This window comes from Chitinophaga sp. RAB17 (assembly GCF_052114225.1).
Taxonomy (GTDB): domain Bacteria; phylum Bacteroidota; class Bacteroidia; order Chitinophagales; family Chitinophagaceae; genus Chitinophaga.
Window position 1 is genome coordinate 1,187,158 of sequence record NZ_JBFREI010000002.1, and the last position, 16,354, is coordinate 1,203,511.

Sequence of the window (16,354 nt, forward strand, 5' to 3'; positions counted from 1 at the left end):
ATATGGCACCAAGTCCTGATGTAATTATTGCTGCGTTTGAGCAAACCGGGATTATTCCTGTTTTTTATCACGAGGATGCAGACGTCTGCCTGGCGGTGCTGCAAGCGTGTTATGACGGTGGTTTGCGGGTATTTGAGTTTACCAGCAGGGGAGAAAATGCCCGTAAAAATTTCGCTATCCTCCGGGACAAAAAGCTGGCCACTATGCCTGATCTGTACCTGGGTATCGGTACAATTAAAAATGCAGCAGATGCAGCGGTGTATGCTGGTATGGGTGCGGACTTTATTGTTTGCCCGGTGACTGATCCGGAAACGGCTGTTTATTGTCAATCTGAAAATATTTGCTGGATTCCCGGCGCAATGACACCTACAGAAATTTCCGTGGCGGAGAAAAACGGGGCAAAGCTGGTGAAGCTGTTCCCTGGCAATGTGCTGGGACCGGGTTATGTAAGGGCGATCAAACCTTTATTCCCGCAGGTGAAATTTATGCCAACCGGCGGGGTAGAACCAACCCAGGTAAGCATGGACAGCTGGTTTGATGCAGGAGTGGTTTGTGTGGGAATGGGTTCCAACTTATTATCCAAATCCCTGATTGAAAGTAAGGACTGGCGCGGGCTGAAAGATAAAATTGTGCAAACGTTTGCATTTCTCAAAGCTATGAAGTAACTTTTGCACTCTATAAATTCCAATTAGAATGAATTCCACAACTTTAGGTAAGTATCGCTGGCGGGTATGTGCGCTTTTATTTGTAGCGACGACCATTAACTATATAGACAGACAGATATTAGGGTTATTAAAAACCGATTTATCCACCGAATTTGGCTGGTCAGAGAAAGATTACAGTAACCTGGTGATGGCATTTTCCGCCTCTTATGCCGTGGGCTTGCTTTTCTTTGGTGCACTGGTAGACAAGATTGGTTCCAAACTGGGGTATACTGTTTCTGTGGTAGTATGGAGTTTGTCGGCGATGGCGCATGGCCTGGTGCGTACTACATTAGGTTTTGGGGTGGTAAGATCTGTATTGGGGATCAGTGAGGCGGGTAACTTTCCAGCGGCTATTAAAGCCACGGCGGAATGGTTTCCCAAGAAAGAGCGGGCATTCGCGACAGGGATCTTTAATTCAGGATCCAATATTGCCGCAGTGGTTGGCCCCCTGATGGTATACTGGCTGGCGAATAATCATGGCTGGAGAAACGCGTTTGTGTGGACTGGCGCCATTGGTTTTATCTGGTTGATATTCTGGTGGTTGCTGTATGAAATTCCAAGCCGTCACAAAAAATTATCTAAAGTAGAATATGATCATATTCATTCTGACCAGGAAGTAGAAGAAGAAAAGCCTAAGCCGGTAAAATGGATCAAGTTGCTGGGAATCAGACAAACCTGGGCATTTGTGTTTGGCAAATTACTGACCGATCCGGTGTGGTGGTTTTTCCTGTTCTGGTTGCCCGGGTACCTGGAATCTATTTTTCATGTGAACATGAAATCCAGTCTGGGTCTACCTATCATTATCATTTATTCTATTACCAGTTTCGGTAGCATTGGTGGCGGATGGTTATCTTCTCATCTTATCAAAAGCGGATGGCCGGTTTTCAAAGCGCGTAAAGTGTCTATGCTGATTTTTGCGCTTTGTGTGGTACCAATTGTGCTCATACAGTATTCCAACAATGTATGGCTGGCGATTGCGTTGATCAGTTTAGCAACGGCGGCGCATCAGGCCTGGTCAGCCACTATTTTCACCACAGCGTCCGATATGTTCCCTAAACGTGCTGTCAGTTCTGTTGTGGGTATTGGCGGTATGGCCGGATCTATTGGTGGTACTTTATTTCCAATGTTAATAGGTACCATGCTGAATCATTATAAATTGATTGGTAATATCGGTATTGGCTATAACATTCTTTTTTCCATATGCGCAGTGGCTTACCTGATCGCCTGGGGCGTGATGCATTTGTTTGCGCCTAAAATGGAGAGAGTACAATTAGACTGATTAACTGTAGCATCTTAATAATAGAAAACGTCCGGGCAGATGTCCGGACGTTTGTTTTTATTCTTATGAGTATCAAAAATTATTTTTGTTAATATCCTACAAGGAAACGCCTCTTTTCCATGGAATGAAGTCGTCCTGATTCAGTTGTTCTGCTTTTGTATGCACCTCACCGCTGGCGGTTTTGATAACATATTCCAGAATTTCTTCTCCCATATCAGCAATACTGTGCTCTCCGCTGATAATAGTACCGGTGTTGATGTCGATAATATCTTTCATGCGGGTAGCCAGTTTGGTATTGGTAGCCAGTTTTAAAACAGGCGCAATAGGGTTACCGGTAGGGGTACCCAGGCCAGTGGTAAACAGTACCACGTTAGCGCCGGAACCTACTTCCGCAGAGGTAGATTCTACGTCATTACCTGGTGTGCATAACAGGTTCAGTCCTGGTTTGGTCACATATTCTGTGTAATCCAGTACATCTGTTACGGGAGAGGTACCTCCTTTTTTAGCTGCTCCGGCAGACTTGATTGCATCGGTAATAAGACCGTCTTTAATATTTCCCGGGGAAGGATTCATGTAGAAACCTGAACCAACTGACTGGGCCTGACTTTCGTACGCACGCATGATGCGGATAAATTTATCAGAAGTTTCTTCTGTCTGGCAACGGTTAATGAGTTCCTGCTCTACACCGCAGAGTTCCGGAAATTCAGAGAGGATGGAAGTACCGCCCAATGCTACCAATAGGTCGGAGGTATGTCCTACCGCCGGGTTAGCAGAAATGCCGGAGAAACCATCGGAACCGCCACATTCCAGTCCTATCACCAGTTTGGAGAGTGGGCTGGGTTGACGGGTTTGTTTGTTGACTTCCACCAGTGCGAGGAAAGTATCCTTGATGGCGGCAGATAACATGGCAAATTCAGAAGCGCTCTTCTGTTGTTCGTATACCAGTACCGGTTTGTTGAAGTCCGGGTTGAGTTTCTTTAATGATTCCTGCAGAATGGATACCTGTGCATGCTGACAGCCGAGGCTCAGGATAGTAGCACCTGCCACATTGGAGTGATGTATGTAGCCGGCCAGTAATGCACAGAGTGCGTCTGAATCCTGGCGTGTGCCACCGCAACCACCTTCGTGGGTGAGGAATTTAATACCATCTATATTAGGGAATACTACATTTCGTTTGCTCGTTTCCGTTAGGGCGCCTGCTTCGTAGTTTTTAATAGCTTCCAGGTTACCGCTTTTGTAAAGAGATACGAGGTCAGTTACCTGCTCATTATATACTTCGGCAGGAGAAAAACCCAATCCTTTTTCAAAGGCAGTTTTAATCACACTCACATTCCTGTTTTCACAGAATACCAGTGGAATTACCAGCCAGTAGTTACGGGTTCCCACCTGTCCATCTGTACGCTGGTAGCCCATAAAGGTGCGATTTTTCCATTTGCTTACATCAGGCGCCTGCCATTCCTGGGAACTGTCTTTTTCATGAAATGCGTTGGCATCATGTACTACATTTTCTGTTGTAATACTTTGTCCCTGCAAAATGGTTTTGTTGGCTTTGCCCACCAGTACGCCGTACATGGTAATAGGCGCGCCTTCCTGTATATCTGAAATCAGGAATTTATGTTTCGCAGAAATATTTTGCTGAAGTTGAATGTTATGTCCGTTAAATGATATATCGGTTCCCGCTGGTATATCCTGTAGGGCTACCAGCACATTATCGTCAGGATGAATTTGTAAGTAAGCGTTCATGACTGCTAAAGTAGTAAATATGCGCTCGGGCGGATGATACTAAAATGTTAATCCATGATAACATTTTGACTATTTGACAAAACAGCTGAAATCTCGGGTGGTAGCATGTTAGGAATGAATTATAAATTGTTAAATCGCTATTAGCCGGAATAGGCAAACCTATTTTATCGGGATATATCAATTCTAAAAATATTTATGCAAACGTTTGTATTATTCGATTTATTCGATAAATTTGATTTCAACAGGCGCATATGAAGCCTTAAGGTGAACAGTTTTCCAACAATGAAAAATAGATAACTAGCTAACTATTAATTAGTTTAATAGATTTTAAGACCAAAATAGAGGCAAATTCCAATTTAGAGAGACAAGAGTGAACAAATGAGCAATTCAGTGAACAAGATTCCATTATTTCATTCAATTTAATGCAAACGTTTACATTAAACACACGTTTATGAAAAGACTGCTAGGGGCTTCACTATGCATATGGGGAATATGTGTAGTACAGACAGCTATTGCCCAGGAAAAAAAATCCATCAGGGGGACTGTGAAAGATGCACAGGGGGCTACTATTCCCGGCGTAACCGTGGGCGTAAAACATACCGCTACCGGTAGTGTAACAGGGCCCGATGGTGTATTCCATTTGAATGCATCAGAACAGGACACACTGGTGCTTAGCTTCATCGGATATGATAAAAAAGAAGTACCTGTTAATAAACAAACTGATTTAAAAATAAAACTCGATGTCAGCGCTACCAGTTTAAATGAAACCGTGGTAGTAGGCTATGGGGTGCAAAAGAAAGTCAACCTCTCCGGCGCTGTGACCAGCGTGAACTTCGACAAAACCATGCAAAGCCGTCCGGTAACGGATCTTAGCACCGCTCTTAGCGGGATGGCGCCAGGCGTAAGCATTTCGCAGGCATCCGGACAACCCGGCCGTGAAAATGCGACTATTCGTGTGAGGGGCGTAGGAACGCTCAACGATGCCAATCCATTCATCCTGGTAGATGGTATTGAAAGCAGCATGAGTGATGTAAATATGGCGGATGTGGAAAGCATTTCTGTATTGAAGGATGCCTCCGCTGCCGCTATCTATGGCTCCCGCGCCTCCAACGGTGTGGTACTCATTACTACCAAAAAAGGAAAGAAAGGCAGAACGTCTGTTTCATACAACGGCTACTATGGCGTACAAAAAGCTACCAAACTGTTTGATATGGTAAGTGATTACCCTACCTATATGCAGCTGATGAATCGTGTAGCCGTATCCGATAATCCCGGTAGCGCATTGCCATTTAAACAGGCGACGATCGACTCCTGGAAGAATGCCACCGATAAAACGCTCTATCCCAATACAGACTGGATGGGCGTATTGTTCGGGCAGGGACAACTGACCGGGCACACCGTGTCCGTATCCGGTGGGTCAGAAAAGACCACCTATTATATGTCGCTCGACTACCTGCATAATGAAGGTATCATGAAAAATACCAGCCAGGACAGGTACATGGTGCGTATGAACGCAGATCATGAGATCAGTAAAAAAATAAAAGTAGGCGCCAACATTGCGCTTACCTGGAAAGACCGTAAGGAGCCGCAGGATGTAGGTACTATCCTGGCATATGCCGCCAGCACTACACCTGGCATGACGCCGAAGGTGACAGATGCCAGCGGAACCCGCTATGGTGGTCGTAATACAGATGATGAAAATGGACAGCTGGACAACCCGCTGCAATACATCGAAACCTGGTTCCGTCCTAACCGTCAGCAAAGAACTTTCGCCAAAGTATATGGCGAATGGAGTATCATAGATGGCCTGAAATTCCAGCTGAATGGTGCTGCGGATTATTTTAACACGGGACAGAAAAGTTATGCCTATGCCGGCGCAATTCAAAACAGGTGGAACTTCCAGAAAAATGTGATTGCGCAGCAACTGGATCAGCAACCAGCTACCTTGTCTCAACTGGATAGTACCAACCTGCACCTGACCTATTTTGCCACACTCAACTATACCAAAAATATTGGCGCTGATCATCATTTCAACGTACTGGCGGGTACCAGCCGGGAGTCTGTCAAAGGCACCCTGTTTACCGGCAGCATACAAAACTTTCCTACCAACAATACCTGGGAACTGGGTGCAGGACTGGAACAACCTAAAGTAGGCGGTACTTCTGATCTCTATACCATTATTTCCTATTTCGGCCGCGTTAACTATGACTATAAGAATAAATACCTGTTGGAAGCAAATCTCCGCAGAGATGGTTCCTCTAAATTCCGTTCCGGATTACAGTATGGTACTTATCCTTCGTTCTCCGCAGCATGGCGCTTGTTAGAAGAACCTTTTCTTAAAGATGTTGTGCCAACCTGGGTGAATAATATGAAGGTACGCGCCTCCTGGGGTAAACTGGGTAATGATCGTATTAAGTCATTTTCTTTCATGAACCTGTATTCCTCCGGACAAAACTATTCCTATGGCGGTACTATTGCCGCAGGTTTAGTACCACTTACCATGGCTAATCCGAATATTACCTGGGAAAAAACAACGACTACCAATCTGGGTATAGATGCGAATCTTTTCCAGGATCATTTCAACCTGACATTTGATGTGTTCAATCGCCGGACTTCTGATGTACTCGTACCACTGCCACTGTCTTCTCTCTATGGCGGTCTTACTGCTCCTTTCCAGAATGTGAGTATTGTGAATAATAAAGGCTGGGAGTTGACGATGGGGTATAATAATAAAGCAGGTGATTTTAGTTACGGTATATCCGGCAACGTTAGTAATATCAATAACAAAGTGGTAAAATTCCGGGGCAGTGCCTTTAGTCCAATTGCCGGTGCGGCAGTGATTAAAGAAGGCTGGTCTATTGGTTCTCTCTATGGTTTGCAATCGGCAGGTATTTTCCAGAATGATGCTGAAGTGAAAGCCTGGGCAGCGCAGCGTACCGCAGGTTTAAACAAACCCGGTGATCTTAAGTTTGTAGACATGGATGGAGATAAGGTAGTAAATGGCAACGACCGTGTGAATATGGGTAACACCATTCCAAAATGGTATTTCGGCCTGAATCTGAATGCAGGCTACAAAGGTTTTGACCTGGCGCTTTTATTCCAGGGCGTAGGCGGTGTAAACCGTTACTACCAGGATAACTGGTATACCACGGGTATCCGTTCCGGCCGGGAAATTAATGCTGAGTTCCTGAATGCATGGACACCGGAAAATCCAAATACCAATATCCCACGTTTAACAGCTGCTGCCAACACAGATAATACGCAGGCCAATACTTTCTGGGTGCAGGATGCTTCTTTTGTTCGCCTGAAAAATATACAGTTATCCTATACTTTTCCAAAGAAGATGTTTAACAGTACCCTGCAGAGCATCCGTGTATACGTGAATGCGCAGAATGCCTTTACCTGGACTAAATTCAAAGGACTTGATCCGGAAGTAAGTGACTACACCCAGTCAGGTATTCAATACCCTAATGTGCGGGTGATCACCGGTGGCGTGAACGTAATCTTTTAATCGTTAAACTGTAAGAAATGAATAAGATAATAACCGCTATATGTGCATGCAGTTTATTAACGCTGGGTGCCTGTAAGAAAGATTTTCTGAATGTTACTCCTTCCGATAAAGTGTCTGACGCCAATTTCTGGCAAACAGAAAAGGATGCGAATGCCGGTGTTACCGCGATATACAATGATCTGCAGAATAATGATATTTTTGGCCTGTATGTGTATAACGATGGCTTAACACCTTCTGCCTTTATCTGGGATGATGGGGGCACAGGTTTCGGTCCTGTTGCGAAAGGAAATATGAATCCTTTTACTACTTCGGTAGCCAATAAGTTCAAGGCATTGTACAATGGTATTTACCGTGCTAACCTGGCATTGGAAAAGTTACCGGGTGTGACAATGAATGCGGCTACCAATCATCGTTTGATCGCAGAAGCTACATTTTTACGTGCCCTGTATTACTATCAGCTGACAGATTTTTACGGAGATGTACCACTGGTTACCAAAACGCTGAAGCTGGGAGATCCTTTACCTGGTAAGGAAACAAGGGCCAACCTGCTTAGCTTCATCATAAAGGAAGCGGGTGCTGCTGCCGATTCACTGCCTAAGAGTTACGCTGCAGCACTGGTAGGTCATGCTACGCAGGGTGCTGCCTTAACGCTGAAAGCAAAGGCGCAGCTGCTGGCGAAACAATATGATGCTGCCGCAGCTACCTGCCAAACGATCACCGGACTGGGGTACGATCTGTACACTGATTATAAAAACATGTTTGTATCTACCAGTGCAGAAAATAATGTGGAAGTGATTTTTGATGTGCAGTACCTGGCGCCGGGATTAGGTCAGGGTAGTTTGCTGGATAAACGTCTTTCTACCCGTAGTTCTTTTTCCAGTGGCTGGAGTAATGTATATGCGTCTGTGAACCTGGTGAATAACTATGAGATGAAAAATGGGAAAGCCATTACTGATGCGGGTTCTGGCTACGATCCCGCCAACCCGTATAGCAACAGGGATCCACGACTGGATTATACAGTGGTAAGGCCTGGTGCCAGCTGGAAAGGTATTCCTTACGCCAATCTGCGCTTAGATAATGCCGCTACCTTTACCGGCTATCTGACCAGAAAGTATGTATTGGAAGTAGATGGTTTTGGTGCAGGGGATTCTCCACTTAATTTTATAATTTTCCGTTATGCTGATGTATTGCTGATGCTGGCAGAAGCTCAGAATGAAGCAGCAGGGCCGGATGCTACGGTATATGCCGCTATCAATAAAGTAAGAGCGCGTAAAGGAGTAGAGATGCCGGAGATTCCTGCGGGAAAGTCGAAGGAAGAAATGCGTAATATTATCCGTCACGAGCGTATGATAGAGTTTGCAATGGAAGGTACCTATTATTCAGATATCCGTCGCTGGGGCATTGCTACCCAGTTAATGAATGGACTGGTGGTGACCAATATTGCAGGACAACAGATTGATAAGATTAATTTCGTAAATGCGTTTAATCTATGGCCTATTCCACAGGCAGAAATAGACCTCAACAGTAACCTGGTACAAAATCCTGATTATGCAAAGTAAAATGACAGCCTAAACCAATGAAAAATGATCATGCCACGGCTAGTAGTCGTGGCATGTGTTTTTTATCTTACTGAAAATTAATTGTCATATGTACATCAAAAAAATAGTTGGTGCAATATTGCTTTTTTCGGGGATCGGCTTTGTAAAGGACTCCCTGGCACAGGAGCAGAAAAAAGACAGGAACTACCTGTACAATGAGTACCAGCGCGGTGGTGGGGAGGCTGTCTTCAAAGACCTGGCACAATGGAAACAGGACCGGTTAAAATCCATTGCAGATAAAATGGCGGCCTTGCCGGCGGTGACTAAAGCCACCCTGATAAAAGAAGCGGATAAAGCCATGGCATTTAGCTGGCCATCTTTACCTGCGACTTTGTACCTGGAATACCGGGATAATGGTAACCGGATCAATTTTGAAAGTGTACAATCTGAACGCCGCAGGGTATTAACGACCCTGGTAGCGGGGGAACTGGCCGGCGGCAACGGAAAGTATGTACCACAGATCGTAAACGGCTTGTGGCTGATACTGGAAGAAAGTACCTGGGTATTGCCCGCACATGTGGGCGTACAAAAGGCGGGAAGTGGTCTGGCAGATCCTGCAGAACCGATAGTAGACCTGGTGGCTGGAGAAACCGCGGCTACGCTTAGCTGGACGCAATTCCTGTTACATGATCAGCTGGATAAAATTTCACCGATGGTGAACAAGCGGATTACCTATGAACTGCAGCATCGTGTGGTGGAACCCTTTCTGAAGCGCAGCGATTTCTGGTGGATGGGCTGGGCGGGCCGCACTGTGAATAACTGGAACATCTGGATTAATACCAATGTGTTACAAACTGCTTTGTTAAGTATAAATGAGACGGATACACGTAATAAGCTGATTGAAAAAGCGATCCGCAGCGCGGATAATTTCGTAAATGGGTATCCCGATGATGGTGGTTGTGACGAAGGCCCCACTTACTGGGGGCATGCAGGCGGCAAGCTGATAGAGTTTATCACCCTACTGAACAATGCTTCCGCGCATAAACTCAACTGGAGCAACAATGAACTGATTCATCAGATTGGCGCTTATATTTATAAAATGCATGTTGACAGCAGCCGGTTTGTCAACTTTGCGGATGCATCGGCGAGTACGATTCCGCCGCCTCATACGGTATATTTATATGGCACCGCTTTCCAGGATCCTTTGCTGATCAACTTTGCGGCTTACTTATCCCGCCTGGATAATCCGGATAGCATGAACATAAAAGCACCTTCGCTGGCTTTCTTTATTTATAACCTGGAATGCCGGGATGCTTTACTGGCTACCAAACCGGCAGCGCCTTATACGGCTGTAAACTGGTTGCCTGATTTGCAGGTAGTGTCCATACGCTCACAGGCAGGTACTTCCAAGGGGTTATTTTTTGCTGCTTTGGGCGGACATAATGCAGAGAGCCATAATCACAATGATGTAGGGAACTTTGTATTGTATATGGATGGAAAGCCAGCATTGATCGATGTGGGTGTAGGCACTTATACCAAACAAACTTTCAGTGCGGATCGGTATAAACTGTGGTTTATGCAATCGCAGTGGCATAATTGTCCTACGATCAATGGTGTGCAACAACAGGATGGTCGCCGTTTTCAGGCAAATGATGTTCATTTTTCCAATAACAAGCTAAGCATGGATATAGCGGCTGCTTATCCGGCAGCCGCTATGGTACAGTCCTGGAAACGTACTTTTACTTTTGCACCTGCCAAAACTTCACTGCAGCTCGAGGAAGCATATCAGCTGAAAGAATGGAAGGAAGCCTTTCTATTACATTTCATGACCTGTTTACCGGCAGATACCAATGCGGCGGGTAAGGTGATCTTGAAGGGAGCCACTGCTAACTTAACCATCTCTTATGATCCTGCTTTGTTTGAAGTGATCACAGAAAGACAGGAAGTAGCAGATGGCCGCTTATTACCGGTATGGGGAGATCATGTTACCCGTATCAGTCTGAAAGCGCGTAGGCAGGTGTTGAAGGGGCAACATAAAATACAATTTGTAATGAGCCGGTAGTCTTTTGGTAAATCCCCGAAGGCGAGTCCGCATAATAGTATGGTGGTAAGTCGGGGGAGGTCCGTTTGTATAACGGGACTCGGGTAAGGGATAAAATATAAGAACAGCTGGCTGAGTTACCTTTTTTTTAAATAAATGCTTGATTTTTGCAAACGTTTGCATTACATTAGAGCTTTAGCCATAGCTGGGTCATAGCAACAGTTATTTTAACTACATCAAAGTTATTCTACAGTGGAACGCAGAAACTTTATCAAAATAGCGCCGTTGGCGGGTCTTGCAGGAGCCATGGCTCCTGGCAAAGCACTGGCAGCCGCTGCGAACGGAGGAACAGTGAACAATGCTGCCACGGCAGCCGTACCGGATCGTTCCTATCACGTAAATCTATTGCAACGTATTTCCCGGCCGGTAGTGGAAAATATGAGCAACGGTACGCTGAAGCAAAACATGCCTTTGGAAAAAGGGCCAGGGTATGGTTTGGCAGTAGAAAAGGTGACTTACCTGGAAGCTTTCGGCCGTTGTATTTCAGGGCTAGCGCCCTGGCTGGCATTACCAGACGATGCAACCGCAGAAGGAAAGCTGCGTAAGCAAATGAGAGAGCAGGTATTGCAGGGAATTGTGAACGGTGTAAATCCGGCTTCACCGGATTACCTGAACTTCCGGACAGAAGCACAACCCCTGGTAGATGCTGCCTATTTGTGTCAGACCTTTATGCGTGCTCCCGAAGCGTTATGGGCACCGCTGGACAACGCTACCAAAGCCAATGTGGTAAAAGAATTGAAGGAGTTAAGACGCATCCGCCCTGCTTACAACAACTGGTTATTATTTGCAGGGATGGTAGAAGCGTTCCTGTTATCTATCGGGGAAGAATGGGAGCCGTTGCGCACCATGGTGGCCACCAAAAAAATACAGGAATGGTATGCCGGTGATGGCTTTTACAGCGATGGTCCGCAGTTTTCACTGGACTATTACAATGGGTATGTGATACACCCGATGTTTACTGACATGCTGAAAGTATTGGCAGATAAGAAACAAGGGCCTAAAGCAGATTACGATCAGGCAGTGAAACGGATGCAACGTTTTTCCGAACTGCAGGAGCGAATGATTGCACCTGATGGTACTTATCCTGCATTGGGAAGGTCTATGACCTATCGCACAGCTGCTTTTCAGCCATTGGTTCAACTGGCACTGATGCATCAGTTGCCTGAAGGTATTGCGCCGGCGCAGGTTCGTTGCGCGATGACCGCCATTATGAAAAACATTTTTGAAATGGAAGGTACCTTCGATAAACAGGGATGGCTGCAACTCGGTATTTGCGGGCATCAGCCGGAAGTAGCAGACGTTTATACCTCTACCGGCAGTCTGTATATTTGCACCAACGGATTCCTGGCCCTTGGATTACCTGCTACAGATCCTTTCTGGGCAGATCCGGCAGCGGAATGGACGGCGCAGAAAGTATGGTCCGGTAAAGCAATAAAGAAAGATTATCACGTTAGCTATTAGCCATTAGCTTTTAGCTGTTAGCAGATGTTGTGTTGATCTTCGCTGCATTCACTAAAAGCTAATCGCTAATACCTTATTCACTATATTAAAAACACGATAGAATTATATGAGCACCACGTTAGATTCAAGGTACGCCAGCAGTCCTGCAGAGGTGAAGCAAATGGATACCGCACAGTTGAGACAGGCTTTTTTAATAGAAAACATTTTTGAAGCAGATCAGATTACCTGGACACATTCACATTACGACCGCTATCTTACGGGAGGCGCCATGCCGGTGAAAGGCCCGGTAACACTGGTTACCATCGATCTTCTGAAAGCAGATTGTTTTCTGGAAAGAAGAGAACTGGGAATGATTAATGTGGGTGGTGAAGGCATGGTGGAAGTAGATGGAGAAAAATTTGAACTCGCCTACAAAGAAGCGTTATATATCGGTAAAGGCAAACAGCAGGTAGTTTTTTATAGCAAAAATGCGCAAACACCCGCTAAATTTTACCTGAATTCCACGCCGGCACATCATACCTACCCTACACGTAAAGTGTCTAAAAAGGATGGAGATGTGGTGACGCTGGGAACATTGGAGACTTCCAATCACCGCACCATCAATAAACTGCTGGTGAACAGTGTGCTGGAAACCTGCCAGCTACAGATGGGCATGACAGAACTGCAACCTGGCAGCGTATGGAATACGATGCCGGCGCATACGCACGACAGAAGAATGGAAGTATATTTTTATTTTGAAGTACCGGAAGGACAGTCGGTATGCCACTTTATGGGCCAACCACAGGAAACCCGCCACGTGTGGATGCAGAATGAACAGGCTATCATATCGCCGCCATGGTCGGTGCACAGTGGTGCTGGTACCAGCAACTATACTTTTATTTGGGGTATGGCTGGTGAAAACCTGGACTATAGTGATATGGATCACTGCAAGATCACTGATTTACGTTAATGAACTGATAATAGCTGCTATCATGATGATGAAAACAATTATCGCAGGGAGCTTGCTGGGCTTGTCTTTCCTGCATGCCGGCTTACCGGCGCATGCTACCGGACCTGTTACGGAAAAGTATGCTGCTGCTTTCACCGATACCTATACTGCACAAATAGTTAGGGCTCAAATGGAGAAAGTGGCTTCCTGGCAATGGCGGTATATTACCGCAAAAGGCTGGAACCATGCGCCTACGGACTGGACCAACGGCGCTATGTATGCCGGTATGTTCTCGCTCACGCAGGTAACCGCCAATCCGTTTTTTACTGACCGCCTGATACAGGTAGGAAAGGACAATAACTGGAACACCGGACCGGATCGTTTTTTTGCGGATGAATATTGTGTTGGCCAACTGTATTCACAATTATACAGTGTATACGGAGATACGTTGATGGTAGATAAATTCCGCAAACTGGCAGATAGCATCGTTGCTGCACCACATAACGAATCCCTTGAATGGAAGAATGGTATTCACCACCGCGAATGGGCCTGGTGTGATGCGTTGTTTATGGGACCTCCGGCATTGGCATACCTCTCTACCGCTACCCGTTATCCACGGTACCTGGAAACCGCCGATAAACTATGGTGGAAAACAACCGATTACCTGTACAATAAGCAGGATAGCCTGTATTACCGCGATGGTAGTTATATCGGCAAAAAAGAAAAGAATGGTACCAATGTGTATTGGAGTCGTGGTAATGGCTGGGTAATGGGTGGCCTGGTACGCATGCTGGATAATATGCCGGCAAGTTATGCAGGTAAACAACGTTTCCTGGAGTTATATAAACAAATGGCTTACCGTATTGCCGCTTTGCAAACTGCCGATGGTACCTGGCATGCCAGCTTACTGGATCCTGATAACTATCCGGCAAAGGAAACGAGTGGTACCGGTTTTTACGTATATGCGCTAATGTGGGGTATCAATAACGGGTTGTTGCCGGAGAAAGAATTTTTACCCATCGTGCAAAAAGGATGGGATGCGCTAACCGGTTGCGTGCAGCCTAACGGCAAACTGGGTTTTGTGCAGGAAATAGGTGCAGCTCCCGGAAAAGCTACAGCAGATGATACAGAAGTGTATGGCGTAGGTGCGTTCCTGTTAGCTGGGTCAGAACTGATAAAATACGACCTGCGCAAAAATGCAACTGCTGCGGTAGTCATCTCCAATAACACAGGTATAAACAGGGAACGTGATATTGTAGAAATCCCTTATGGAGATTTTATACGCAAAGCAAGTAAAGGTGCGCAGAAAAATTTTAAGGTAGTAGATGTAATTGGTGGACAGGAAATCCCTTACCAGCTGCTGTATGAAGGCGGCAAAGCTGCAAAGAAAATATTACTGCAGGTAACATTACCTGCGGGTGCTAAATTGTATGCAGCCATTGTAGAAGGCACACCTGCTCCGGTAAAGACAGGGGCTTATGGTCGTTATGTACCGGAACGTAAAGATGATTACGCCTGGGAAAATGACCGGATGGCTTACCGCATGTACGGCAAAGCGCTGGAACAGGTGCCAAAGGAAATGGCTTTTGGTATTGATGTATGGGCCAAGCGCACCACCGATATGGTGATTGATACCTGGTATAAACTGGATAACTACCACCATGATAATGGGCAGGGACTGGATTATTACAGTGTTGGTTTAACCCTGGGCGCCGGTGATACCGCACCTTATGGTAAGGACACGATCTATTACCCAAAAAACTATCGTCAGTGGAAAACGCTGGATAATGGCCCCTTACGGACTACTTTTGCTTTAACCTATGATAGCTGGCAAGCTGGTAATACAGCCGTTACCGTTACCAAAACAATTTCACTGGACGCAGGTTCACAGCTGAATAAGATGCAGTTGCAGTATACCTTTAAAGGCAAGGATAGTATGCCGGTAGTGACAGGTATTGTAAAGCGTAAGGAACCGGGTACCGTCTTGCTGGATGAAAAGACCGGTGTAATGGGGTACTGGGAGCCTACACATGGCGAAGATGGTACCATTGGAGTGGGTTGTGTATTTGCACGGGAAGTACCTGGCATGAAAACGGATAACGTACATTTGCTGAGCCCTGGTACAACAGGCAATCAACAGCCGTACGTATATTATTTCGGAGCTGCCTGGAACAAGGGAGGCCGGATTACTTCCGCCACAGAATGGTTTAGCTACCTGGAAACATTTGCGCAAAAGATTAAACAGCCTTTAGACGTAACGATTCAATAATTCTGGAATTCCGGATGCTGCCATCCGGAATTCTTCCAATATTTATACAATGGATTTATTTCAATTAAAGGGCAAAACAGCCCTGGTGACAGGTTGCAAACGTGGTATAGGAAAGGGGATGGCCGTAGCGCTGGCCGCAGCAGGTGCAGATATCATTGGTGTTTCTGCTTCCCTGGAGCTTAGTGGAAGTGAGGTAGAGCAGGAGGTAAAAGCATTGGGCCGTAATTTTAAGGCGTACCAGTGTGATTTCTCCAACCGGACCGCCTTATACGCATTTATCAAACAACTGGAACAGGATGTACCGGTAGTAGATATACTGATCAACAACGCAGGTACCATCCTCCGCAAACCCGCTGCAGAACACCCGGATGAGTATTGGGACGAAGTGATCAACATCAACCTGAATGCGCAATTTATCCTGACCCGGGAAATTGGAAAGGGAATGATTGCCCGTGGAAGTGGAAAGGTTATCTTTACAGCATCTCTCCTCACTTTCCAGGGAGGTATCAATGTTCCGGGATATGCTGCCAGCAAAGGAGCTGTGGGTTCACTGGTAAAAGCATTTGCCAATGAATGGGCTTCCAAAGGTGTAAATGTGAACGCCATAGCGCCGGGATATATAGCAACTGACAATACAGCTGCTCTCCGGGCGGATCAACAGCGTAGCAGCAGCATACTGGATCGTATTCCGGCTGGTCGCTGGGGACAACCGGAAGACTTTGCAGGACCTGCAATATTCCTGGCCTCCAGGGCAGCAGATTACGTACATGGAACGATCCTTACCGTGGATGGTGGCTGGATGGGAAGATAACAGAACATT

The 16,354-nt window shown here is 45.9% G+C and carries 10 protein-coding genes; 9 read left to right on the forward strand and 1 reads right to left on the reverse strand.

Annotated features, from left to right (window positions below):
* Nucleotides 1-2: 2 nt before the first annotated feature.
* Both AB4Z08_RS10870 and AB4Z08_RS10875 read left to right on the forward strand, forming a co-directional pair.
* Nucleotides 3-665, forward strand: coding sequence for a bifunctional 4-hydroxy-2-oxoglutarate aldolase/2-dehydro-3-deoxy-phosphogluconate aldolase (locus tag AB4Z08_RS10870; RefSeq protein ID WP_441573750.1), 663 nt, complete (start codon nucleotides 3-5; stop codon nucleotides 663-665).
* Nucleotides 666-693: 28 nt separating this feature from the next.
* Nucleotides 694-1,983, forward strand: a complete 1,290-nt coding sequence (locus tag AB4Z08_RS10875) for an MFS transporter (protein WP_441573751.1) — start codon at nucleotides 694-696, stop codon at nucleotides 1,981-1,983.
* A gap of 96 nt (nucleotides 1,984-2,079) precedes the next feature.
* On the opposite strand, the gene AB4Z08_RS10880 is transcribed toward AB4Z08_RS10875, so the two are convergent.
* On the reverse strand, nucleotides 2,080-3,726 hold the full coding sequence (locus AB4Z08_RS10880; protein WP_441573752.1) for a UxaA family hydrolase: 1,647 nt from the start codon (nucleotides 3,724-3,726) through the stop codon (nucleotides 2,080-2,082).
* A gap of 451 nt (nucleotides 3,727-4,177) precedes the next feature.
* Between AB4Z08_RS10880 and AB4Z08_RS10885 the strand changes: the two genes are divergently transcribed.
* The 7 genes from AB4Z08_RS10885 to AB4Z08_RS10915 all read left to right on the forward strand — a co-directional run bounded on the left by AB4Z08_RS10885 (nucleotide 4,178) and on the right by AB4Z08_RS10915 (nucleotide 16,345).
* The gene (locus AB4Z08_RS10885) at nucleotides 4,178-7,237 is read left to right on the forward strand and encodes a SusC/RagA family TonB-linked outer membrane protein (RefSeq protein ID WP_441573753.1); all 3,060 of its coding nucleotides are present in this window, start codon (nucleotides 4,178-4,180) and stop codon (nucleotides 7,235-7,237) included.
* Nucleotides 7,238-7,254: 17 nt separating this feature from the next.
* A complete protein-coding gene (locus AB4Z08_RS10890) occupies nucleotides 7,255-8,796 on the forward strand; it encodes a RagB/SusD family nutrient uptake outer membrane protein (RefSeq protein WP_441573754.1) in 1,542 nt (513 codons plus the stop codon).
* 88 nt (nucleotides 8,797-8,884) lie between these two features.
* Nucleotides 8,885-10,837: a heparinase II/III domain-containing protein gene (locus tag AB4Z08_RS10895; protein ID WP_441573755.1), complete on the forward strand. Its 1,953-nt coding sequence runs from the start codon at nucleotides 8,885-8,887 to the stop codon at nucleotides 10,835-10,837.
* Nucleotides 10,838-11,068: 231 nt separating this feature from the next.
* Nucleotides 11,069-12,337 (forward strand): DUF2264 domain-containing protein, encoded by a 1,269-nt coding sequence (locus AB4Z08_RS10900; RefSeq protein WP_441573756.1) that lies wholly within the window; start codon nucleotides 11,069-11,071, stop codon nucleotides 12,335-12,337.
* A 106-nt stretch (nucleotides 12,338-12,443) separates the two neighbouring features.
* Nucleotides 12,444-13,286: a 5-dehydro-4-deoxy-D-glucuronate isomerase gene (gene kduI / locus AB4Z08_RS10905; RefSeq protein WP_441573757.1), complete on the forward strand. Its 843-nt coding sequence runs from the start codon at nucleotides 12,444-12,446 to the stop codon at nucleotides 13,284-13,286.
* A gap of 22 nt (nucleotides 13,287-13,308) precedes the next feature.
* A complete protein-coding gene (locus tag AB4Z08_RS10910) occupies nucleotides 13,309-15,534 on the forward strand; it encodes a DUF4861 family protein (protein ID WP_441573758.1) in 2,226 nt (741 codons plus the stop codon).
* A gap of 49 nt (nucleotides 15,535-15,583) precedes the next feature.
* Nucleotides 15,584-16,345: an SDR family oxidoreductase gene (locus AB4Z08_RS10915; protein WP_441573759.1), complete on the forward strand. Its 762-nt coding sequence runs from the start codon at nucleotides 15,584-15,586 to the stop codon at nucleotides 16,343-16,345.
* Nucleotides 16,346-16,354: the final 9 nt, after the last annotated feature.